Source organism: Streptomyces sp. NPDC058086 (assembly GCF_042885015.1).
Taxonomy (GTDB): Bacteria; Actinomycetota; Actinomycetes; order Streptomycetales; family Streptomycetaceae; genus Streptomyces.
The window spans coordinates 89,968-111,393 of the sequence record NZ_JBHVST010000025.1 but is presented as its reverse complement, the minus strand read 5'-3'; the positions used below and the strand labels follow the sequence as shown (position 1 = coordinate 111,393).

Annotated in this window: 20 protein-coding genes; 8 read left to right on the top strand and 12 right to left on the bottom strand. The window is 71.3% G+C overall.

The genetic code is table 11. The annotated features are described in order from the left end of the window. The first annotated feature begins 174 nt into the window (after nt 1–174). Nucleotides 175–1,722, top strand: coding sequence for a CehA/McbA family metallohydrolase (locus ACFVWD_RS21415; protein WP_389598060.1), 1,548 nt, complete (start codon nt 175–177; stop codon nt 1,720–1,722). A 71-nt stretch (nt 1,723–1,793) separates the two neighbouring features. Here ACFVWD_RS21415 and ACFVWD_RS21410 read toward each other — a convergent pair whose 3' ends face one another. Then, nucleotides 1,794–2,399 (bottom strand): TetR/AcrR family transcriptional regulator, encoded by a 606-nt coding sequence (locus ACFVWD_RS21410; RefSeq protein WP_389598058.1) that lies wholly within the window; start codon nt 2,397–2,399, stop codon nt 1,794–1,796. Between the two features lie 112 nt (nt 2,400–2,511). On the opposite strand from ACFVWD_RS21410, the gene ACFVWD_RS21405 reads away from it, so the two are divergent. Both ACFVWD_RS21405 and ACFVWD_RS21400 read left to right on the top strand, forming a co-directional pair. After that, nucleotides 2,512–3,648 carry an ABC transporter permease gene (locus tag ACFVWD_RS21405; protein WP_389598056.1) on the top strand — a complete coding sequence of 379 codons (1,137 nt, stop codon included), beginning with the start codon at nt 2,512–2,514 and terminating at the stop codon, nt 3,646–3,648. Between the two features lie 212 nt (nt 3,649–3,860). Next, nucleotides 3,861–4,217 carry a winged helix-turn-helix transcriptional regulator gene (locus ACFVWD_RS21400; RefSeq protein ID WP_389598054.1) on the top strand — a complete coding sequence of 119 codons (357 nt, stop codon included), beginning with the start codon at nt 3,861–3,863 and terminating at the stop codon, nt 4,215–4,217. Nucleotides 4,218–4,362: 145 nt separating this feature from the next. Here the strand turns inward: ACFVWD_RS21400 and ACFVWD_RS21395 are convergent, their stop codons facing one another. The 4 genes from ACFVWD_RS21395 to ACFVWD_RS21380 all read right to left on the bottom strand — a co-directional run bounded on the left by ACFVWD_RS21395 (nt 4,363) and on the right by ACFVWD_RS21380 (nt 7,820). Continuing rightward, a complete protein-coding gene (locus ACFVWD_RS21395; protein ID WP_389598052.1) occupies nt 4,363–5,091 on the bottom strand; it encodes a TetR/AcrR family transcriptional regulator in 729 nt (242 codons plus the stop codon). Nucleotides 5,092–5,132: 41 nt separating this feature from the next. Next, entirely contained in the window at nt 5,133–6,050 is a 918-nt protein-coding gene (locus tag ACFVWD_RS21390; RefSeq protein ID WP_389598051.1) for an SDR family NAD(P)-dependent oxidoreductase, read from the bottom strand. 70 nt (nt 6,051–6,120) lie between these two features. Then, on the bottom strand, nt 6,121–6,879 hold the full coding sequence (locus ACFVWD_RS21385) for an SDR family oxidoreductase (RefSeq protein WP_389598050.1): 759 nt from the start codon (nt 6,877–6,879) through the stop codon (nt 6,121–6,123). A 95-nt stretch (nt 6,880–6,974) separates the two neighbouring features. Next, nucleotides 6,975–7,820, bottom strand: coding sequence for an alpha/beta fold hydrolase (locus ACFVWD_RS21380; RefSeq protein ID WP_389598048.1), 846 nt, complete (start codon nt 7,818–7,820; stop codon nt 6,975–6,977). A 124-nt stretch (nt 7,821–7,944) separates the two neighbouring features. On the opposite strand from ACFVWD_RS21380, the gene ACFVWD_RS21375 reads away from it, so the two are divergent. Both ACFVWD_RS21375 and ACFVWD_RS21370 read left to right on the top strand, forming a co-directional pair. After that, on the top strand, nt 7,945–8,538 hold the full coding sequence (locus tag ACFVWD_RS21375; RefSeq protein WP_389598046.1) for a sigma-70 family RNA polymerase sigma factor: 594 nt from the start codon (nt 7,945–7,947) through the stop codon (nt 8,536–8,538). Between the two features lie 62 nt (nt 8,539–8,600). Next, a complete protein-coding gene (locus tag ACFVWD_RS21370) occupies nt 8,601–8,813 on the top strand; it encodes a hypothetical protein (RefSeq protein WP_389598044.1) in 213 nt (70 codons plus the stop codon). Between the two features lie 234 nt (nt 8,814–9,047). On the opposite strand, the gene ACFVWD_RS21365 is transcribed toward ACFVWD_RS21370, so the two are convergent. The 7 genes from ACFVWD_RS21365 to ACFVWD_RS21335 form a co-directional block, all read right to left on the bottom strand. Then, nucleotides 9,048–9,680 carry a hypothetical protein gene (locus ACFVWD_RS21365; RefSeq protein ID WP_389598042.1) on the bottom strand — a complete coding sequence of 211 codons (633 nt, stop codon included), beginning with the start codon at nt 9,678–9,680 and terminating at the stop codon, nt 9,048–9,050. A 155-nt stretch (nt 9,681–9,835) separates the two neighbouring features. Continuing rightward, nucleotides 9,836–11,302, bottom strand: coding sequence for an aldehyde dehydrogenase family protein (locus tag ACFVWD_RS21360; RefSeq protein WP_389598078.1), 1,467 nt, complete (start codon nt 11,300–11,302; stop codon nt 9,836–9,838). 5 nt (nt 11,303–11,307) lie between these two features. Then, nucleotides 11,308–13,092: an amidohydrolase family protein gene (locus ACFVWD_RS21355; RefSeq protein WP_389598076.1), complete on the bottom strand. Its 1,785-nt coding sequence runs from the start codon at nt 13,090–13,092 to the stop codon at nt 11,308–11,310. After that, the gene (locus ACFVWD_RS21350) at nt 13,052–14,170 is read right to left on the bottom strand and encodes an LLM class flavin-dependent oxidoreductase (RefSeq protein WP_389598041.1); all 1,119 of its coding nucleotides are present in this window, start codon (nt 14,168–14,170) and stop codon (nt 13,052–13,054) included. The genes ACFVWD_RS21355 and ACFVWD_RS21350 overlap by 41 nt, the downstream gene beginning before the upstream one ends. Nucleotides 14,171–14,287: 117 nt before the next feature. Further along, nucleotides 14,288–15,064, bottom strand: coding sequence for an SDR family NAD(P)-dependent oxidoreductase (locus ACFVWD_RS21345; protein WP_101404461.1), 777 nt, complete (start codon nt 15,062–15,064; stop codon nt 14,288–14,290). Between the two features lie 11 nt (nt 15,065–15,075). Then, nucleotides 15,076–16,002 (bottom strand): TIGR03619 family F420-dependent LLM class oxidoreductase, encoded by a 927-nt coding sequence (locus ACFVWD_RS21340; RefSeq protein WP_389598074.1) that lies wholly within the window; start codon nt 16,000–16,002, stop codon nt 15,076–15,078. 83 nt (nt 16,003–16,085) lie between these two features. Then, nucleotides 16,086–17,357 carry an amidohydrolase family protein gene (locus tag ACFVWD_RS21335; protein ID WP_168509261.1) on the bottom strand — a complete coding sequence of 424 codons (1,272 nt, stop codon included), beginning with the start codon at nt 17,355–17,357 and terminating at the stop codon, nt 16,086–16,088. A 242-nt stretch (nt 17,358–17,599) separates the two neighbouring features. Between ACFVWD_RS21335 and ACFVWD_RS21330 the strand changes: the two genes are divergently transcribed. From ACFVWD_RS21330 to ACFVWD_RS21320, 3 genes are all read left to right on the top strand, one after another. Continuing rightward, nucleotides 17,600–20,557: a BTAD domain-containing putative transcriptional regulator gene (locus ACFVWD_RS21330; protein ID WP_389598039.1), complete on the top strand. Its 2,958-nt coding sequence runs from the start codon at nt 17,600–17,602 to the stop codon at nt 20,555–20,557. A gap of 216 nt (nt 20,558–20,773) precedes the next feature. Beyond that, entirely contained in the window at nt 20,774–20,953 is a 180-nt protein-coding gene (locus tag ACFVWD_RS21325) for a hypothetical protein (protein WP_389598038.1), read from the top strand. Nucleotides 20,954–21,063: 110 nt separating this feature from the next. Continuing rightward, a complete protein-coding gene (locus ACFVWD_RS21320) occupies nt 21,064–21,426 on the top strand; it encodes a hypothetical protein (RefSeq protein WP_389598036.1) in 363 nt (120 codons plus the stop codon).

Below are 21,426 nucleotides of genomic sequence, written 5' to 3'. Positions count from 1 at the left end.
ATCGTTACAGGTTGCCACTGGCACCCCGCGCGGGTCGGGCCCCGGCAGGCGCGCCGCCTCCCCGAAAGCTGTCGATTTCCTTCCCTTGCCCCGCAGTTCACAGCCGACTACCAGGGTTGTACGTGCCAACGTGCACCACCCATGTCACTCTCACGACACCCTGGGAGCAGCAGCATGTGCGAGGACGACCACGGCATCGAGAGCTTCGACGGAATCGGCAGACGCGCGCTGTTCGTGACGGGGGCGGCAGCCGCGCTTACGTTGGGAAGCGTGACCTTCGCGAGCGGCTCCGAGGCGACCGGCCGTACCGAGACCCGTACGGTGTCCGGCACCCTGCCCACCGGTTCGCCGGACTTCGTGTACCTCCCGGTGGAGGTCCCGCGCGGCGTGCGGGAGATCCACGTCGCGTACACCTACGAGAAGCCGTCCGTCCCGGCCGGCACCGCGGGCAACGCGCTCGACATCGGCCTCTTCGACGAGCGCGGCACGGCACTGGGCGGCGAGGGCTTCCGCGGCTGGTCGGGCGGCGCGCGCACCGAGTTCTTCGTCCGCGCTGACGACGCGACGCCGGGCTACATCCCCGGCCGGATCCGCTCCGGCACCTGGCACATCGCGCTGGGCCCCTACACGGTGGCGCCGCAGGGCCTGCCGTACGAGGTCACGATCACGCTGACGTACGGGGAGCAGGACGCCACCCCGGTCCCGACGTACCCGCCGTCCCGTGCGAAGGGCCGGGGCCGCGCCTGGTACCGGGGTGACTGCCACCTCCACTCCTGGTACTCGGACGGCCGCCGCACCCCCGCCGAGATCGCCGCGCTGGCGCGCGCCGCGGGCCTGGACTTCATCAACACCTCGGACCACAACACGCACTCCTCGCACCCCCACTGGGCGGACCAGGCGGGCCCCCATCCCGACGGCGAACTGCTGATCCTGCTGGGCGAGGAGATCACGACCCGCAACGGTCACGTGGTGGCCCTCGGCACGGACCCCGGCACGTTCGTCGACTGGCGCTACCGGGCCCGCGACAACCGTTTCGGCCGTTTCGCCCGTCAGATCCGTCGCGCGGGCGGCCTCGTCGTCCCCGCCCACCCGCACGCCACCTGTGTCGGCTGCGGCTGGAAGTTCGGCTTCGGGGAGGCGGACGCGGTGGAGGTGTGGAACGGTCCGTACACCCCCGACGACGAGGTGACCCTCGCGGACTGGGACAACACACTGGTGGCGGCCGTACGTTCGGGCACCCCCGACCGCTCCTGGCTCCCGGCGATGGGCAACAGCGACGCCCACCGCGACCCCGATCCGGTCGGCAGCCCGCAGACGGTCGTCCTCGCAGACGACCTGACCCGCGAGGCCATCCAGGAGGGTCTGCGCGCGGGCCGCTCCTACGTGGCGGAGTCGAAGTCGGTGTCCCTGACGTTTTCGGCGGCCGGTGCGAAGGGCGAGCACGCGGGCATCGGCGAACGCCTGCGGGTCGCCCCCGACACTCCGGTCACCGTCCGCCTGGAGGCCACCGGCGCCCCCCGCTGCACGGTCCGCTTCGTCACCGACCAGGGTGTTCTTTTCACGAGCGCCCCCTTGCCGGTCTCGGGCTTTGGGACGGTGGAGTGGAACACGACGGCGCAGTACGCGGCCTACGTACGGGCGGAGTTGCGCCACGAGACGGCGGCGGGACCGGTGCCGGGGGCGTTGGCGGCGTTCACGAACCCGATTTTCCTCGGGACATGAGTCGGCTGGTTTGACTTCCTGATGGGGCCGTCGGCCGACTGGTGCTGCTGAGCGAGAAGCGGCGGGGCCGCTCAGCGCTCACCGGTCGGCTCCGGCCACAACGCCCGCACCGCGTCAGGCACCTCGGCCACAACAGCCGGGTCGTGCAAGGACAGTTGGAGGATGTAGCCCGGGAGGACGGAGAGCATCGCCGAAGCGATCGCCTCGGCCGTCACACTTGTGGGCAAGTCGCCGCGGTCCTGGTGGTCACGGACCATGATGGCCAGGTCGGCGCGCATACGGCCCATGAGCTGGTCGAGCTTGTGAGCCACCGAGCGGTTGCGCATGGCCTCTCCCCAGACCAGAACCGCGAGCCCGGCCAGGTTCCCCTCGGCGGACTTGACCCGAATCACGTCGAGAAGTTCCGCCATGACCGCCCCCATGGACTGGCCCTGCCGGTTCGTGGCGACGGCGAGCGTGATGTCGAGGACCTCGCGCATGTTCTCCTCGGCGATCGCGAGGATCATCTCGTCCTTGCTGGTGAAGTGCCGGTACACCGCTCCCGCGGACAGCCCCGCCTCCGTGAACAGGTCCTGCATGGACGCGGAGTGGAAACCGTCGCGGAGGAAACAGCGTCGCGCCGCGTCCAGGATCTGCTCGCGGCGGGCGTCCATGTACTGCTGGGTGACCTTGGGCATGGGGCCACCCTATCAAGAAAAACGAACATTCGTGTTGACGTTTGCTCGTACAGCGGGCCAGACTGGGGAATTAATAGAACGATCATTTCTTTTTTTATGAGAGGGGCTGACCGTGAGGAGCCCGTTGTCAGGAAACCCGGCAGGGCGGGAAGCGGCCGTTGCCGTCCTGGTGTTGCCCCTGGTGATCTCCCTGGTGGTGCTGTTGTTCGCCTGGCCGGCGGGACGGACCGCGCCACGCGATGTCCCGGTCGGAATCGTGGGCACCGGAGCGGCCAGCCAGCACGCGGTGGAGGGACTGGTCCATGAGAAGCCCGGCGCGTTCGACTTCCACCTCTATCCCGACCAGCAGGCCGCGCGGTCGGCGATCGAGAACCGGGACGTCTACGGCGCCCTCGCCATCTCAGCCCACGACATCACCGTGCTGACGGCCCCTGCTGCCAGCACCTCCGTGGCCCAGCTTCTGGGTGAGGTCGGACAGCAGCTGGCCGATCGGGCCGCCCAGCAGGGGGCCGCCGGTCCTCAGTCCTCGGCCAAGATCCACGTGAGGGCGCTCGACGTGGTGCCCATCGCCGCGGAGGACCCCAGGGGAGTGGTGTTCAGCTCGGCGGTCTTCCCGCTCACGATCTGCGCCATCCTGATCGGGGCGTTCGTCTCGACGGCTCGCGGCCTGCGACGCCCATGGCACCGATTGCTGACACTTCTCGTCGCATGCGGCGCCGCGGGGCTCGGCGCCTACCTCGTGGCCCAGGGTTTCCTCGGGGCGCTGCCCCACGATCACGTGGCCACGTGGGCGGTCCTGTCGCTCGTCCTGATCTCCATCAGCGCCACCGCCGCCGGGCTGGTCCGACTCCTCGGGCAGGCGGGCCTCGGGCTCAGCGCCGCGCTCATGGTCTTCGTCGGGAACCCCTTCTCCGGCGCCGGCTCCGCTCCGGACATGCTTCCCAAGGGAGTGGACGACGTCGGCCAGTGGCTGCCCCCCGGCGCCGGAGCCAGTTTGCTTCGCGACACCGCGTACTTCGACGGCAACGGCGGCTCCGGCCACCTTGCCGTCCTCGCCCTGTGGACCGTCTGCGGGTTCACGGCAGTCATGTTCGGCCGACGGATCACCAGGCAGGCACCCGGCGCGAAGACCGGTGCGACGGCTTCGGGAGCGTCGCTCTCGTCCTTGCCGGCGTCCGGCGCCGCTTCGCCGGACCGGCGTCACGCGCACGCACACGCTCACGCACGTCGCGACGACGATGACGGCTGATGCCGAACGCTTCATACGGGACGGTGATCGCGGCCGTCCCGCATGAGCCGACCTCGCGAAGGGGGCGAGCCCTCCCACGCGGGCCGCACCGCCACCTGGGAGGCGCGGCCCGGACGGCACACGGGCCGACTCCCGCCACAGCCACGCGTACGACATACGGCGCGAGGCGTTGAACCGCGATGCCTCGCGCCGTACCGGAACGGACACACACCATGACCACCTCACAGCGCCCGCAGCCGGCCGGGCCCCCTCCGGCCGCCACTCGGGCCTTCGCCCTGCTGGGCAGACGCTGGAACGGCCTGATCCTCGCGGCCCTGGCCAAAGGCCCGGCCCACTTCGCGCAGGTTCGCGAGCTCGTACCCGGTATCAGCGACCGCATGCTCGCCCAGCGCCTCCAGGAACTGACCGCGGTCGGCCTCGTCGCCCGAAACGTCCAGCCCGGCCCGTCCCCGCGAACCCATTACGCACTCTCTCCGCACGGCAACGCCTTCCTCATCCCACTGGCCGCCTTGCTCGTGTGGGCGGAGGACCACCTTCCAGCGAGCGGCTCACTGGCCGAGGGCCAGTAGCGTCACCATGAGGACCGTCAGTACGCCCAGGCCGATTCCGCCCGCCTTCGCTCCACCTCGGGGGAGGAGGATCCCGGCGAGGGTGTCGACCGGTCGGCATCCGATGTCGTACTCAGGTCACCGTGAGGCCGTGACCTGAGTACGGCTACTCCGGTGTCGTGTTGGAGAGGCGGTCCAGCCACTCGCCCAGGAGGACGGACTCGCCCGGGGTGAAGTCCGGCCTCGGGGTCTGGCGGAGGAGGGCGGCGAGGTGGGTGGCGGTGGCGGGGAGTACGTCCTCCGCCTGCGCTTCCTCGTCGCCCGCGGACGCGGTCTCCGGCCCCGTCGCCTCCGGGGTGAAGACCACCGCGTGCACCGCGTCCCGTATCCGCCGGGAGAGCGTCTCGTCCGTGAAGGTCGTCGGGCGGGAGACCAGCATCAGGGAGACGCCGACGTTGGCGGACATGATCATCTGGGCGGCGAGTTCGGGGGCCAGGCGCAGCTTGCCCTGTTCGGCCGCGCGCCGGAGGTCCGCGGTGAGGATGCGGTGGGACTCCAGGGCGGCGGCCGGCGGTGTGCGCATCGCCGGGGAGTTCATGAGGCGGTACAGGTTCGGGTTGCGCAGGGCGAACTCGATGTGGGTGTCCCAGCCGTCGCGCAGGTCCTGTATGGGGTCCGTGCCGGGCCTGCGGCTGCGCTTGGTCGCCAGGTACTTCTCGTACCCGTGGTCGACCACCGCCGACAGCAGGCCCTCCTTGTCTCCGAAGTGGCGGTAGAGGGCCGGGGCGCCGACCCCTGCCGCCTCGCAGACCGCCCGGGTGGAGACGTCCCCGTCGGGGGAGTTCGCCACCAGTTCGGCCGCCACTTCGAGGATGCGCTCTTTCGTACTGCTCACGGACGTACTCACGGTAGCGACGTTATCCGAGTCGTCCGAGGTCACGTCGTCCCCTTCTGCGCTACGGGAGACAACAGGTCCGCCAGGCCGATCCGGGTCAGGAACTCTGCGCGGACACGGTCCGCGACCACGCTGACCTCCTGCGAACCGTCGTCCGCCGGGTCCACATGCACCCGGAAGGGACGCTTCCCGTACGGGGCGCCCACCACGTCGACGATGGCGTCGGCGACGAGCGACACGTCCGCGTCGGGCGGCGTGAGGGCCGCCAGGCGTCCCGCGACCTGGTCCATCAGGCCCGCGTAGTGCTCCTCGTAGGCGGGCAGCACGGTCTGTTCGGAGGGGTGGCCGCCGCTCGCGAAGTGGTTCGTGCCCGAGGTGAACGCGCCCGGCACCACGATCGTCGTCTCGATGCCGAAGCGGGCCAGCTCGGCGGCGTACGACACGGCGAGCGCGTCCATCGCGGCCTTGGCGGCGAAGTACGGCGCCAGGTACGGCGGGGTGCCGCCGCGCGTGGAGGTGGAGCCGACCCACAGCAGCAGGCCGTGGCCCTGGGCCCGCAGGTGCGGCAGCGCGGCCCGGTTGACCCGCTGGGTGCCCAGCACGTTCGTGTCGTGGACCGCGGCCAGTTCGGCGGGCGTGAAGGCCTCCGTCGGGCCGGTCACCATGTGCCCGGCGTTGTGGACGAGGACGTCCAGCCGGCCGGCCCCCGCCAGCACCGTGGCGATCGCCGCGTCCGCCGACTCCTGGGAGAGGACGTCGAGTTCGACCGTACGGAGGTCCACCGCGTGCTCGGCGGCGTACGCCTCGGCCTCCGCGACCCGGGCCGCGTTGCGCCCGCCGGTGTCCCGCATCGCGGCGTACACCGTGTGCCCGGCGCGGGCGAGGGCACGGGCGGACAGCGCGCCGAAGCCGGATCCGGCCCCCGTGATGACGATCGTCTTGCGCGAAACAGCGTCCATGACCGAATCCATGACTGAACTCCTTTTGACTCGTGGCAAGCTGAATCGTGGCGAGTCGAATCGTGGCGAGTTACGCGATGCCGCCGTTGGCCCGCAGCACCTGGCCGTTGACCCAGCGGCCGGCGGGACCGGCGAGGAAGGACACCACGTCGGCGATGTCCCGGGGGGTGCCGAGGCGCTCCAGCGGCGGCTGGGCCGCCATCCGCGCGATGGTCTCCTCGTCCTTGCCGTCCAGGAAGAGGGCGGTGGCGGTCGGGCCGGGGGCCACGGCGTTGACGGTGACGTCCCGGCCGCGCAGCTCACGCGCGACGATCAGGGTCATGGCCTCGACGGCACCCTTGGTGGCGGCGTACGCGCTGTACCCGGGGATCGCGAGCGCCAGCACCGAGCTGGAGAAGTTGATGAGCGCGCCGCCCGCGCGCAGCCGTCGTGCCGCCTGCTGGTCGACGACGAACGTGCCGCGGACGTTGGTGCGGTGCATGCGGTCCAGCGCGTCGAGGTCGAGGTCGACCAGGGGCGCGAGAACCATGACACCGGCCGCGTGGACGACGACGTCCACCCCGCCGAAGGCGGATTCGGCGGCGTCGAAGAGGGCGGCCACCTCGGTCTCGTCGGCCACGTCGGCGCGGACAGCGATCGCTTCTCCGCCCGCCTCGGTGATCGCGGCGACGGTCTTGTCGGCCTCGGCCTCGTTGCCCGCGTAGTTCACGACGACGGCGTAACCGTCGGCCGCGAGGCGCTCGGCGGTCTCCCGGCCGATTCCGCGGGATCCGCCCGTGACGACGGCCACTCGGCGGGACGTTCCCGACGTGCTGGAGTGCTCGGTCATGACGATGCTCCTCGATGTGGCGGGGTAGCGGCGTTCACCACCCGATGAGAGCAACGCTAACACCATTTCGATAGCGACGCTACCGTCAGTCGCGCTCAGCCCAGAAACGCCGCTACGGTCGCCACGAACCGCCCGGCGTCGTCGAGCCAGGGGTAATGACCGGCCCCCGGCTGCACGACGAGTCGCGCGTCGGGGAACAGCCCCGCGAACTCGGCCGTCGCCCCGGGCGGGCTGTTCAGGTCGAACTCCCCGGTGAGCAGCAGGGCGGGGGCCCGGCAGGCGGCGAGCGCGGCACGGGTGGCGGGCGGGTCGAAGGCGCCCTCGGCCGCGAAGAGGGCCACGGCTTCCGCGTTGCGCGGCCGGGCCGCCGCATGGTGCCGGCGTGCCGCGGCGTCCCAACGGCCCCAGAAGAAGGGGGCGATGGCCTCCCAGTCGCCGCCCGTTCCGGCGCCGATCGCCTCCAGGGCCCCGAACGCCGCCGGGAACCAGGGCTCGTCCTCTCTGAGCCGCGCGAGTGCGCGCCGCGTCTCCCCCGTGACCTCGATGCCGACGGCCCTGGTGCCGGGACCGATCAGGGCGAGCCTGCCGACGCGCTCCGGGTACCGGGCCGCGTACTGCGTCACGACGTTCGCTCCGGCGGAGTGGCCGAGCAGGTCGAGCCGGGCCGGCCCGAGGTGCGCGCGCAACGCCTCGACGTCGTCGACCAGGCGGTCGCAGCGGTAGCCGGCGGTGTCGTGCGGGAGCGCGGACCGGCCGGTACCGCGCAGGTCCAGGACGGCCAGCCGGCGGTGGGCGGAGAGGCCTCCGAGGTCACCGAGGTAGCGGGAGTCCGTGGGGCCGCCGGGGACGCAGAGGACCGGATCGCCGCCGCCGTCCCCGTTCCCACCTCCCATCAGGCGGTAGGCGAGGCGGGTTCCGTCAGGTGCGGTGAAGGTGGGCATGACACGGATCCTGACAGCCATAACCCGGTTATACAACCGGGTTATGGCTCGACTGAGACACTCGACCTCGGTATATAACCGAGCTATGGCAGCCGAAGAGGACACGCGTCGAACCCCCGAGCCCATGACCGAGCCACTGGCCGGGCCCCTGACCGAGGCGCAGGCCGAGCGGATGTTCGCCGACATGAACGACGTCATCCGCGCGGGCGAGGAGATGCGCCGGCTGCGCGCCGAGATGATCAAACTCTTCGCCGGTCTCGGCTGGACCCAGGACAGGATCGCCCGCCTCACCGGCATGAGTCAGCCCGCCGTGTCCAAGCAGGTCACCAAGCACAAGGGGGACGATCCATCACCCCCGCCGCGCCTCTCCCTCGACCAGCACGACACCCCCTGGCTCCAGGGACGCCTCTGGGGCCTCGCCGAGGAGATCTCCGAGACCCTCCACGACACCGCCCACTGCACCCGCCACCTCGACGCCGTCGCCCGGGGAAAGAAGCACTTCACACCCCAGAGCGTCGACGAACTCCGGCGCCTGGTCGAGGAGGACCTGCGGCTGCACCGGACCACTCTGCCCGACGGCCACCGGCACGCCTACGACGAGATCAGCCGCGCCCTCGACACCCCGGCCCCCTCGACGGCCACCCCCACCGAATCCCCCTCCGCACGCCGCACCCTGGCCCGCCAGATCCAGCGCACCCGCCTCAGGGACGAGGCCTGAGCCGACGCTCGCTCACCCGCCGCACCGGGGCCGGTGTTCCTACAGCCGCCACACTCAACACCATGAACCCGCCCGAGAATATGGACGCATTCGTGAAGGCCAAGGGGAACGCCTCCTCGTACACCGCCCGGATCCTGCGGCGGCAGAACTTCGCCGAGGAATGGGAGAAGTCCGCGCGGATGCGGGCCGAGGCCGGAATCGTGACCACAGCCTCGGAACCCGCCGAGAGCGAGGACGCCACCCTGGATCGCTGGGCGCGGGTCGCGGCCAGGTGAAGCACGGCCACGTCTACGAGCTGTCGTTCGCCGGAAGTCCCGCGCACGCCCTGGTGATGTCGACATCCCGGTCGACGCCCCCTCCTCGGGCACCGTCGTGCTCGGCGAGTTCCGCACCCTGTCAGCCCCTCACTTCACCGAAGAGCTGGGCCCCGTCGACGAACGGGTCATGGAGGCCGTCGAGATCGGTCTCCGGGCCGTGTTCGACCTGTGGACCCGGGCCTGCCGGGCCCGTCAGTCCTGCCGCGTTCCGGCGTTCACCGGCCCCGGCGAGGAGGACTCCGGCCAAGGCCCCTTCCTCGCCCGAGCCCAGTCGCGGGCCCACGCACCCGCGCCTACCAGTACGGCCGCCCCGGCTCCGTACAGGGGCAGCCACAGGGTCGTCGTGGCCGCCAGGCAGTCGGCGACGGCCTCATCGCTCTGGGCCTGCTGTGCGTACGCCAGGGCGGCGCCGTCGCGATCAGCCAGGTTCGCCAGCGCGGCCTCCGACTTGATGGCCTCGTACCTGCCTCTCCCCTCACACCCGCTACGCGTGCCCGACATCGGAAACAGCCAGGCCCAGCGCTGCATCATGGGCGCCAGTGCGATCGCTACGCACAGGCCGACGACCAGCGAATACGCGACCAGGCCGCGCATGTATGCCGACCGGATGCCGGGCGTCCATGCCGACCGCCGCTGGAAGGCGAAGATCACGGCGAGAAGCGTCACCCCGATGTACGTGGAGAACCACTGCCAGGAACCCTGCGCGAGCGCGAACGTCAGCACAGCGGCGAGTCCGATGCCGATGACCCCGGCCTGGCCGGCGCTGTCACCTCCCGCTCCGGTGGATGCCGGCCTTCGGGTCACTTGAGGGCTGGGGTGGTTCATGGGCCTCTCCTGCAGGGTGGGAGTCATCAGCATCCGCCGCGTGACGCCGCGAGCCCCGGCACCATGCCGGACGGGTTCGGCACCCCGCTCGGATGACGCACCCTGCCGGTCCGGACAGGCCTAGGCCCTGTCCGGCCGATCATGCCGGACAGGCCCTAGTTCCCCGACGGCCACACGATCGCCTGCACCTCGCTGTACGCGTGCAGTGCGTACGACCCCACGTCCCGCCCCACCCCGCTCTTCTTGAAGCCGCCGAACGGTGCCTCCATGTTGCGGCCGACGGTGTTGACGCCCACCCCGCCCGCACGCAGCGCGCGGGCGACGCGGAAGGCGCGGGCGACGTCGCCCGACCAGACGTAGTCGATCAGCCCGTAGTCGCTGTCGTTGGCGAGGGCGATGCCTTCCTCCTCCTCGTCGAAGGGCACGACCACGACGACGGGCCCGAAGATCTCCTCGCGGACCACCCGCATGTCGGGGGTGCAGTCCGCGAGGAGGGTCGGGGCGACGTAGAAGCCGCGGTCGTACGGGGGGCGCGTGCCGCCCGTGACGATCCGCGCGCCCTCCTTGCGGCCGAGTTCGACGTAGGCCTCGACCCGGTCCCGGTGAGCCGCCGAGATGACCGGCCCGACGACCGTCCCGGGCTCCCGCGGATCCCCGACCGACAACCGCCCGGCGTACGCCGCCAGTTGCTCGACCAGGCGGTCGTGGACACCCCGCTGTGCGATCACCCTTGTCGGCGCCGTGCAGATCTGGCCGCTGTAGAAGGAGAACGTCGTGCCGATGCCGAGCACCGCCGACCCGACGTCCGCGTCGTCGAAGACGACCGCCGCGCCCTTCCCGCCCAGCTCCATCAGCTGGCGTTTCATCCCTCGCCCGCACACCTCGGCGATGCGCTGCCCCACCGCCGTCGAGCCGGTGAAGCTGACCATGTCCACGTCCTCGCAGTCCACGGCCGCCTCGCCGACCTCCGCGCGCGAACCGCTCACCACGTTCACGACACCCGCCGGTACACCCGCCGCCTCCAGGGCCTCAGCCATCCGGAACACGGAGAGCGGATCCTGCGGGGCGGGCTTCACGACCACCGTGTTGCCCATGGCCAGGGCCGGGGCGATCTTCCCGGCCGGGTTGGCCCAGGGGTTGTTGTAGGAAGTGACACAGGTGACCACGCCGACCGGCTGGCGGACGGCAAGGGCACCCATCACCGCCGCCTTCCCGAACGGCCCGGCCTCGTTGATCTGCGGCGGCAGCGGCTGCTCGACGGGCTCCACGCGCGCGTAGCGCCGGAAACGGGCCGCGCCCACCCCCACCTGCATCCCCCGCGCGGTCCCGATCGTGGCACCGCTCTCGGCCTGGGCGAGATCGGCGTAGGGGAGGAAGTTGCGCCGGATGATGTCCGCCGCCCGGCCGAGGAGCGCCGCGCGCTCCTCGGGGGGCGTCCGTGACCACGGGCCGAAGGCCTCCCGGGCCGCGGCGGCGGCCGCGTGCACCTGCTTCCGCGAGGCCTCCGGCGCCAGCCCGACGACACCCTCCGTCGCCGGGTCGATCACCTCGTAGTGCCCGTCGTCGGGCTCCACCCAGGAGCCTCCGATGAACAGCCGCTGCTCGTCGCCCGCCCCCCGCACATCGGTCACCGCGTGCTCACCGTCTGCGTGTCCCGCCCCGAACGGAGCACCTTCCCGGGGACGGCGCCCGTCACCACGTCCCCCCGGATCGACTCGACCCCGTTGACCCAGACCGCCGTGATGCCGATCGCCTTGGAGTCGAGTCGCGGGCTGTCTCCCGGCAGGTCGTGCACCAGGGTGGCCTTGCCGGCGTCGATGCGCTCCGGGTCGAACAGCACGAGGTCCGCATGGAAGCCCTCCGCGATCCGCCCGCGTTCCCTCAGTCCGAAGAGCCGCGCCGGGTCGTCCGTGAGCATCTTCACGGCCGCCTCCAGCGTGGTCAGCTTCCGCCCGCGCAGACAGTCCCCGAGGAACCGGGTCGTGTACGGGGCCCCGCACATGCGGTCCAGATGGGCCCCCGCGTCCGAGCCGCCGAGCATGACGTCCGGGTGCTGCCAGGTCTCGGCGCGCAGCGTCCAGGAGTCGGTGTCGTTGTCGGTGGGCATGGGCCACAGCACCGTCCGCAGGTCGTCGTGCGCGCAGATCTCGACCAGGCACTCGAAGGGTTCCTGGTGGCGCCGGGCCGCGATGTCCTTCACGACCTGCCCGGTGAGGCCGTCGTTCGCCGGGCTGTAGGTGTCCCCGATGACGTACCGGCCGAAGTCGGCGAGGCGGCGGAAGACGCCCGCCTCCTTGCTGTTCGCCCGGGCCAGCATCTCGGCCCGCACGGACGGGTCCCGCAGCCGTGCGATGCGCTCCGGGACGGGCAGGGCAAGGATCGGGCCCCACCCGGGGATCAGGTTCAGCGCGCAGAACGTGCCCAGGGACATGTTCATGGGGGTGAGGATCGGCATGGTGAGGGCCACCACCCGGCCGCCCGCCTTCCGTGCCCGTTCGCTCGCGACCAGTTGCCTCGGTACGCGCTCGGGGACGGCGGCGTCGACGGTCAGCACGTTCCAGTTGAGCGGGCGGCCCGCCGCGGCGCTCATCTCGACGAAGAGGTCGATCTCGTCGTCGCTGAACTGGTCGAGGCAGCCGGCGACGATCGCCTCGATCTGGGTGCCCTCGTGCTCGCGGACGGCCCTGCTCAAAGCCAGCAACTCCGCGGGCTTCGCGTGCCGGGAGGCGACCGGTTTCCCGTCGCCGTCGGAATGGGTGGAGGACTGGGTGGTCGACAGGCCCCAGGCTCCCGCCTCCATCGCCTCGTGGAAGAGGGCGAGCATCTGCTCCAGCTGTTCCCCGGTCGGCTGCCCGCCCACCGCGTCCGCGCCCATGACGTACCGCCGCAGCGCGCAGTGCCCCACCATGAAGCCCGCGTTGACGGCGATCCGCCCCTCCAGGGCGTCGAGGTAGTCGCCGAAGCTGTGCCAGTTCCAGGGCGCCCCCTCCTCCAGGGCGACCAACGACATCCCCTCGACCTTGGACATCATGCGGCGCGTGTAGTCGGCGTCCTCGGGCCGCGCCGGGTTCAGCGGGGCGAGGGTGAAGCCGCAGTTGCCGCCCGCGACCGTCGTCACCCCGTGGTTCAGGGACGGGGTGGCGTAGGGGTCCCAGAAGAGCTGGGCGTCGTAGTGCGTGTGCGGGTCGACGAATCCGGGGGCGAGGACGAGACCGGAGGCGTCCTCGCTTGTGCGGGACGCCTCCGTGACCGTGCCGATCGCGGCGATACGGCCGTCGCGGATGGCGACGTCCGCGGTGTAGCCGGGCGCGCCCGTGCCGTCCACGACGGTCGCGCCCTTGATGACGTGGTCGAGCATGGCCGCACCCTCCTCAGACCGCTTGCCGGAAACGGGTCGTCCGGTGCACCGGATCCGTGTCGATCTTCGGAATCACGTGCTCGCCGATCAGCCGGATCGTCTGCAGGGTCTCCTCCTTCGGGACCCCGACCGGCAGCCCGAAGGAGAGCTGGTCGGCGCCCGCCTGCTCCCAGCGCTTGCACTGGGTGAGCACCTCGTCCGGGTCGCCGCAGATCAACAGCTCCTCCTCGATGAGGAGTTCGACGAACTCGGCGTTGTACTCGGGGAGCGTCTCCGGCCAGACGGGGAAGCCCTCGGGGCGCGGGAAGGTGTCGTGGTAGCGGAAGACGAGGGAGGGCAGGTAGTGCAGTTCGCCGGCGACCGCGATCCGTATCGCCTCCTCGTGCGTCGGGGCGCAGATGGCGGTGGTCGTCACCATCACGTTGTCGTTGACGAAGGCCCCGACGGGCTCGGCGTCCACGATGGCGGTCTTGTACTGCTGGAGCACCCACTCCATGTCGGAGACCTTCTGCACGCTGAAGCCGAGCACGCCCAGGCCCTTGCGGGCGGCCATGGCGTACGAGGGCGGCGACCCGGCGGCGTACCACATGGCGGGGTGCGCCTTCCCGTACGGCTTGGGGAGCACCTTGCGGGGCGGGAGCTGCCAGTGCTTGCCCTGGAACCCGGCGTACTCGTCCTGGAGCCACATCTTCGGGAACTCGGCGATGGTCTCTTCCCAGATCTCCTTGGTGTAGTTCATGTCGGTGATGCCGGGGAGGAAGCCGAGGATCTCGTGGCTGCCCGCGCCCCGTCCGCTGCCGAACTCGAAGCGGTTCTCGCTGAGGTGGTCGAGCATGGCGACCTTCTCGGCGACCTTCACCGGGTGGTTGACCTGGGCGAGCGGGTTGAAGATGCCCGAGCCGAGGTGGATGCGGTCCGTGGCGTGGGCGAGATAGCCGAGGTAGACGTCGTTCGCCGAGAGGTGCGAGTACTCCTCCAGGAAGTGGTGCTCGGACGCCCAGGCGTACTTGAAGCCGGACTTGTCCGCCTGGATGACGTACTCGGTCTCCTCCATCAGCGCCTTGTGCTCCGCGAGCGGGTCGGTCTCGGCGCGCTTGCCCACGTATCCCTGTACAAAGAGCCCGAATTCCAAGGAGGTTCACCGTCCCCACATTCGTATCTGACGTTCCGTCAGATCTACTTGCCGCCGACTGTTGCACCGAGCCCGTGAAGCGTCAATAGCTGACGAACCGTCAGCTGGCGATGGGCCTCAGAGAACGCTGACCCCCGCCAGCCACCCCCCGTCGATCACGAACGGCTGCCCGGTGATGTACGAGGAGTCCTCGGAGGTCAGGAAGAGGGCGAGCCGGGCGACCTCCTCGGGCCTGCCCACCCGCCCGAGCGGCACGAGCTTGCTGTACAGCTCGTCCAGGGCCCTGGTCATCTCCTCGGGGTCGGCCGTCGGGTCGAGCTGGGCCGGGTTCGACATGGGGGTGTCGACGGCGCCCGGGCAGATGGCGTTGACCCGTATCCGCTGGTGCGCCAGCTCCAGGGCGGCGACACGGGTGAGGCCGAGGATGGCGTGCTTGGTCGCCGTGTACGTGCCCACGGCCGCCATCCCGGTCATCGCGGTGTACGAGGCCGTGTTGACGATCGTGCCCCCGCCGGCCGCGGCGATCTCCCCCGCCACCGTCTTGATCCCGAGGAAGCAGCCGACCTGGTTGACCTGCACGACCTGGAGGAACTCGTCCAACGGGGTGTCCACGAGGGCGTTGAAGCGCAGGATGCCCGCGTTGTTGACCAGCCCGTCGATCCGCCCGTACGCGCCCTTCACGGCGGCGACGGCGGCCGCCCAGTCGTCCTCCCGGCCGACGTCGAGGTGGACGTAGAGCGCGTCCAGCTCCTTGGCCACGTCCTCGCCCCGGTCGTCGAGCACGTCCGCGACGACGACCCTGGCGCCCTCCGCGGCGAACAGCCGCGCCTCCTGCTCGCCCTGCCCGCGCGCCGCCCCGGTGACGATGACGACGCGTCCGTCCAGCTTGCCCATACCCTGACTCCCTAGTTGAGGTGCGGCGCGCTCTGGTTGAGGTGCGGCGCGACGTCGGCGCCGAACGCCGCGATCTGGTCGACGAGCTCACTCAGCCCCCGCGCCCGGAACCGCACCTGGATCTGGTGCACCCCCATCGCCCGGTACGCCCGCAACGACTCGGCGACCGCCTCCGGGGCCCCGCTCACGGTGCGCCGCCCGACCTGCCAGCCGGGCGTGCCGATGTACAGGGGCTCGGTGATGGCCCCGACGACGAGAGGCGCGGAGATCCCCGCCTCCTCCCTGATCCGGTACAGGCGGGCGATCTGCTCCGGCAGCCGCTCGCGCGGATCCCCCTGCGGCAGCCAGCCGTCACCCCGCAGCGCGGCCCGGCGCACGGCGGCGGGCGAGGAGCCGCCGACCCAGATGGGCACGCGCTCCTGCGCGGGCCTGGGCCGCTGCCCGAGCCCTTCGAAGTCGTACAGCTTCCCGTGGTGCACGGGGAACTCGTCCGCCCCCAGGGCGGCGCGCAGCGCGTCGATGGACTCGTCGAGCACCGCCCCCCGCCGCGCGAAGTCGGCGCCCACCGCCTCGAACTCCTCCTCCACATGCCCGGCGCCGACGCCGAGAATCAGCCGCCCGCCGGAGAGGTGGTCGAGGGTCGCGTACTGCTTGGCCGTGACCAGCGGATGCCGCAGCCCGACGACCGCGACATGACTGAGCAGCCGTACGCGCTCGGTCACGCCCGCGAGGTAGGCGAGGGTGGCGACGGGGTCGTACCAGATCGTGCTCATGGCGTCCGCGAGACGGCGCGGGACGGCCACGTGGTCGCAGCTCGCCACGTACGCGAAACCGGCACGGTCGGCGGCGCGGGCGACGGCGACGAGCTCGCCGGGACCGGCCGCCGCCTCCCAGGGTTCGGCGTAGATCGTGCTCTGGGACTGGATCGGGAGCTGCATCCCGTAGAGCAGGGGTGCGGGGTCCGACGGGGACTGCCTCGACGCCGACTCGTTCGACGGGGACTGGTTCGACGGGGACTGGTTCAACGGGGACCTCCCGGCCCGGCCCAGAGCCCGTCCTCCGTCAGCCCCAGCAGCTCGATGGCGTTGCCCCGGACGATCCGTTCCACCACGTCCGCGTCCAGATGCCCCATCTGGGCCTCGCCGACCTCGCGGGACTTGGGCCAGGTGGAGTCGGAGTGGGGGTAGTCGGTCTCGTAGAGGACGTTCGGGACCCCGATGGCGTCGAGGTTCCGCAGGCCGAACGCGTCGTCGAAGAAGCAGCCGTAGACGTGCTCGGCGAAGAGTTCGGACGGCGGGCGGTGGACCTTGTCGGCGACGCCGCCCCAGCCGCGGTTCTCCTCCCAGACCACGTCGGCGCGCTCCAGGATGTAAGGGATCCAGCCGATCTGGCCTTCCGCGTACATGACCTTGAGGTTCGGGAAGCGTTCGAACTTGCCGCTCATCAGCCAGTCGACCATCGAGAAGCAGCAGTTGGCGAAGGTGATGGTGGAGCCGACGGCGGGCGGCGCGTCGGCCGAGGTCGACGGCATTTTGCTGCTGGAGCCGATGTGCATGGCGACGACCGTGCCGGTCTCGTCGCAGGCGGCGAGGAAGGGGTCCCAGTCGTCGGTGTGGACGGAGGGCAGCCCGAGGTGGGGCGGGATCTCGGAGAAGGCGACCGCGCGGACGCCACGGGCGGCGTTGCGGCGTACTTCCGCGGCGGCGAGTTCCGGGTCCCAGAGGGGTACGAGGGTGAGCGGGACGAGCCGGCCGTGCGCCGCCGGGCCGCACCACTCCTCCACCATCCAGTCGTTGTAGGCCTTCACTCCGAGCAGGCCCAGCTCACGGTCCTTGGCCTCGGTGAAGGTCTGGCCGCAGAAGCGCGGGAAGGTGGGGAAGCACAGGGCGGACTGGACGTGGTTGACGTCCATGTCGGCGAGGCGCTGGGGGACGTCGTACGAGCCGGGTCGCATCTGCTCGTACGTGATGATCTCCAGCCGTATCTCGTCCCTGTCGTAGCCGACGGCGGTGTCGAGACGGGTGAGGGGCCGGTGCAGGTCCTCGTAGACCCACCAGTCGCCGACGGGTCCGTCGTCGCCGGGGCCGCCCATCACCGGGGCGAACCTGCCGCCGAGGAAGGTCATCTCCTTCAGCGGCGCGCGGACTATGCGGGGTCCGGTGTCCTGGTACTTCGCGGGGAGGCGGTCGCGCCAGACGCCGGGTGGCTCCACGGTGTGGTCGTCCACGGAGATGATCTTCGGGAACGGGGTCGTGGACGCCTGGGCGGCCTCAGTGGTCCTCGTGGTCTCCATACGGCTCACGGTAGCGCCGATCTGACGACCCGTCAGCTATCTGGTACGGCTCCGCCGGCTGCTGTACGCCTCCGGAATGGGCGGCTCTGTGCGGAGATGTGCGCAGAGGTTGTGAGAGCCCTGTGATCCCCCGTGCCTGTACGGTGTGCGGGCCTGTGATCGCTGTCTCGCACGGCTGACGCATCCGCCATGAACAAGGCAAACTGGCCTCGTAGTACTGACGGTTCGGCAGGGGGACGGCGATGGACGGTGTACCGCGAGTGCCGGAGCAGCGACGTGCCGGGGAATCGGCGGCGTTGCGCTTCAGCGTGCTCGGCCCGGTGCGCGCCTGGCGCGGCGAGGATTCCTTGCCCACGGGGTCCCCGCAGCAACGCGCCCTGCTGGCCGCGCTGCTGCTGCGGGAGGGCCGGACGGCCACGTCCGGCGAGCTGATCGACGCCCTGTGGGGCGAGGAGTCCCCGCCCCAGGCGCTGGCCGCCGTACGGACGTACGCCTCCCGGCTGCGCAAGGCCCTGGACCCCGGCGTCCTGATCAGTGAGTCCGGCGGCTACGCGATCCGGCTGGCCGGGAGCGACAGCTCCCTCGACCTCGCCGAGGCCCAGGAACTCGCCGCCGACGCCGAGAAGGCCAAGCACTCCGGAGACCTGTGCTCCGCCCGCGACCTGCTGAACCGGGCGCTGGGCCTGTGGGACGGGGAGCCGCTGGCGAGCGTGCCCGGTCCGTACGCGGAGACACAGCGGGCGCGCCTGGAGGAGTGGCGGCTCCAACTCCTCGAATCCCGGCTCGACATGGACCTGGAGCAGGGCTGCCACGCGGAGGCGGTCTCCGAACTCACCGCCCTGACCGCGGCGCACCCCCTGCGCGAGCGGCTGCGCGAACTGCTGATGCTCGCCCTGTACCGCAGCGGGCGGCAGGCCGAGGCGCTCGCCGTGTACGCCGACACGCGCCGCCTCCTCGCCGACGAGCTCGGCGTGGACCCGCGCCCGGGCCTGAAGGAGCTCCAGCAGCGGATCCTCCAGGCCGACCCGGGCCTCGCGGAACCTTCGGCCCCGGCGGCCGAGCCCACCCCGGCACCGGTCCGTCCCGCCCAGCTCCCCGCCACCGTCACGGACTTCACGGGCCGCGCCTCCTTCGTCCAGGAACTGAGCGACGTCCTGGCCTCCGCGTCCTCCGCCGAGGGCGAGGGCCAGGTCATGGCCGTCTCGGCGCTCGCGGGCATCGGCGGCGTGGGCAAGACGACCCTCGCCGTGCACGTGGCCCACCAGGCGCGCGCGGCGTTCCCCGACGGGCAGCTGTACGTCGACCTGCAGGGTGCGGGCCAGCGGGCGGCGGAGCCTGAGACGGTCCTCGGCGCGTTCCTGCGTGCCCTGGGCACGGCGGACTCCTCCATCCCCGACTCCCTGGAGGAGCGCTCGGCGCTCTACCGCTCGGTCCTGGACGGCCGCCGGGTCCTGGTCCTCCTGGACAACGCCCGCGACGCGGCCCAGGTCCGCCCCCTCCTCCCCGGCACGGAGGGCTGCGCGGCCCTCGTCACGTCCCGGGTGCGGATGGTGGACCTGGCGGGCGCGCACCTGGTCGACCTCGACGTGATGTCCCCGGAGGAGGCCCTCCAGCTCTTCACGAAGATCGTCGGCGAGGAGCGGGTGGCGTCGGAGCGCGAGGCGGCTCTCGACGTCGTCGCGGCGTGCGGCTTCCTCCCCCTCGCCATCCGTATCGCGGCCTCCCGGCTGGCCGCCCGCCGCACCTGGACCGTCTCGGTCCTGGCGGCGAAGCTCGGCGACGAGCGCCGCCGCCTGGACGAGCTCCAGGCCGGCGACCTCGCGGTCAAGGCCACCTTCGAACTCGGCTACGGCCAGCTGGAGCCGGCCCAGGCGCGCGCCTTCCGTCTGCTGGGCCTGGCCGACGGCCCCGACATCTCCCTCGCCGCCGCGGCCGCCGTCCTCGACCTCCCGATCGACGACACCGAGGACCTCCTCGAATCCCTCGTCGACACCTCCCTCCTGGAATCCGCCGCCCCCGGCCGCTACCGCTACCACGACCTCGTACGCCTCTACGCCCGCGCGTGCGCGGAACGCGACGAACAGCCCCCGAGCGAACGGGACGCGGCGATGTCCCGCCTCCTGGACTTCTACTTGGCCACGGCCGCCGGTGTATACGCGATCGAACGCCCCGGGGACCGGCTGGTGGACCATCTGGACCCGACGGAGCACCCGGGGCTGTCGTTCGAGGACCGTCACCGGGCGCAGGACTGGCTGTACTCGGAGGCGATCTCCCTGCTCGCCTGCGTCCGCCAGTCCACCAAGGAGGGATTCCTCCGGCGTGCCGTCGACGTGCTGTGGGCCTCCGTGGATCTGGCGGAGTCCGGCACGAACTCCAAGGCGTACGAGGGGGTCGCCTCCGCTCTGCGGGAAGCGGCCCAGGCGGCAGGTGACGCGCACGCGGAAGCACGGGCTCTGGTCACCCTGGCCTACGTCCACCACATCACCGGACGCTTCGACCCCGCCCGCGAGGCAGCCGCGCAGGCCCTCGAACTGGCCGCCGAGACGGATCACCTGACGAGTTGCTGGGCCTCCAACACCCTCGGCGTGATCGCGCTCTACCAGAACCAGTACGAGGACGGCGAAGCACACCTCACCCGGGCGATCGAGAGCTTCCGGGCCTGCCACGACCGCCCCGGCGAGGCGAGCGCGCTGTGCAACCTCTCCCGTATCCACCTCGCCACCAGGCGTACCAGTAGTGCCGTGTCCCTGGCCCAGCAGGGCACCGACATGTACGACGACATGGGCCATGCGCTGAAGGGCGCCAACGGGCGCTACGCGCTCGGCCTGGCGCTCACCCAGAGCGGCCGCCTTCCCGAGGCCACCACACGTCTGAGCGAAGCGCTCACGGTCTTCCGCAACAGCCGCCAGCACCTCTGGGAGGGCATGTCCCTGTTCCGCCTCGCGGAGGCCGACCTCGCCGCCCAACGCCCGGCTCAGGCGGCGGCGAACGCCGAGATGGCCCTGACGGTCCTGCGCGGCATCGGTGGCGAGTGGCGCAGGGCCAACGTTCTCATCGTGCTCGGCCACGCTCTGAACGGGATCGGCCACTCCGGCCGGGCCCAGGTCTGCTGGCGCGAATCCCTCGACATCTTCCAGACGTTGGGGGCTCCCGAGGCCGACACGGTCAGGGCGCTCCTCAACCCGCTCGCCGTCGCATAGGACTCTGCGGCAGGGCTCACGCCTGGACGTTCATCGTTCGTTTATCGCCACCCGGCACTCTCAACGAGTCGATCCGTCGCGTCGGGGGGCAGACGGGGCGACCTGAGGCCGTGGCACTAGGGTAGCGGCCCCGAGATGCCCGTCCGGCGGCCCACGGGGGAGCTGCCGGACGGGCCGCTCCATCCATTGCACCGAGACTGTCAGGGGGACAGCCACATGAGCGACACCAACAGCACCGACAACATCCACGCCACGGGCGAGCCGGTCGGCGAAGCCACCACGGACAACATCCACGCCACCAGCGAGCCCCTCACCACCAAGAACCCGATCGCCAAGGACGACAGCACCGGCGACGCCACCCCGGACAACATCCACGCGACGGACGAGCCGGTCTAAGTCCCACCGGGGGGGCGGACTTACACCACACGGGGATCGGCCGCGGCGGCGCGGAGGGGGAGCCGCCGCGGCCGATGTGTGTCCAGGGCCCGATTCACCGGGGGAGGATCATGATGACCGCACGGCATGCCCAGCCCGGCGGGCCCGGCATCGCGCGGCCCGAGCGGACGCCGGCCGCCCTCCGGTGCGCTCTGGCGCAGGTCGCGCCCCACCGGATCGCCGAGATGGAGCGTGACAAGGACGAGGCGATCACGCTGGCCGCGGCCACGGGCCGCCTCGGGCCGATCGTCCAGTTCCTCGAGACGTGGGCCGTCGCGGTGGAGATCGCCAGGAACCCGGCGCTGGCAGCGCGATTGCGCGCCGCCGAGCACGCGGCTCGGACCATCGATCGGAACGCCCCCGTCTGGCGCGCCGCCATGGACGAGATCCACGCCGTCCACTCCATCGCCCGGCAGTCCCTCGTCCAGGAATGA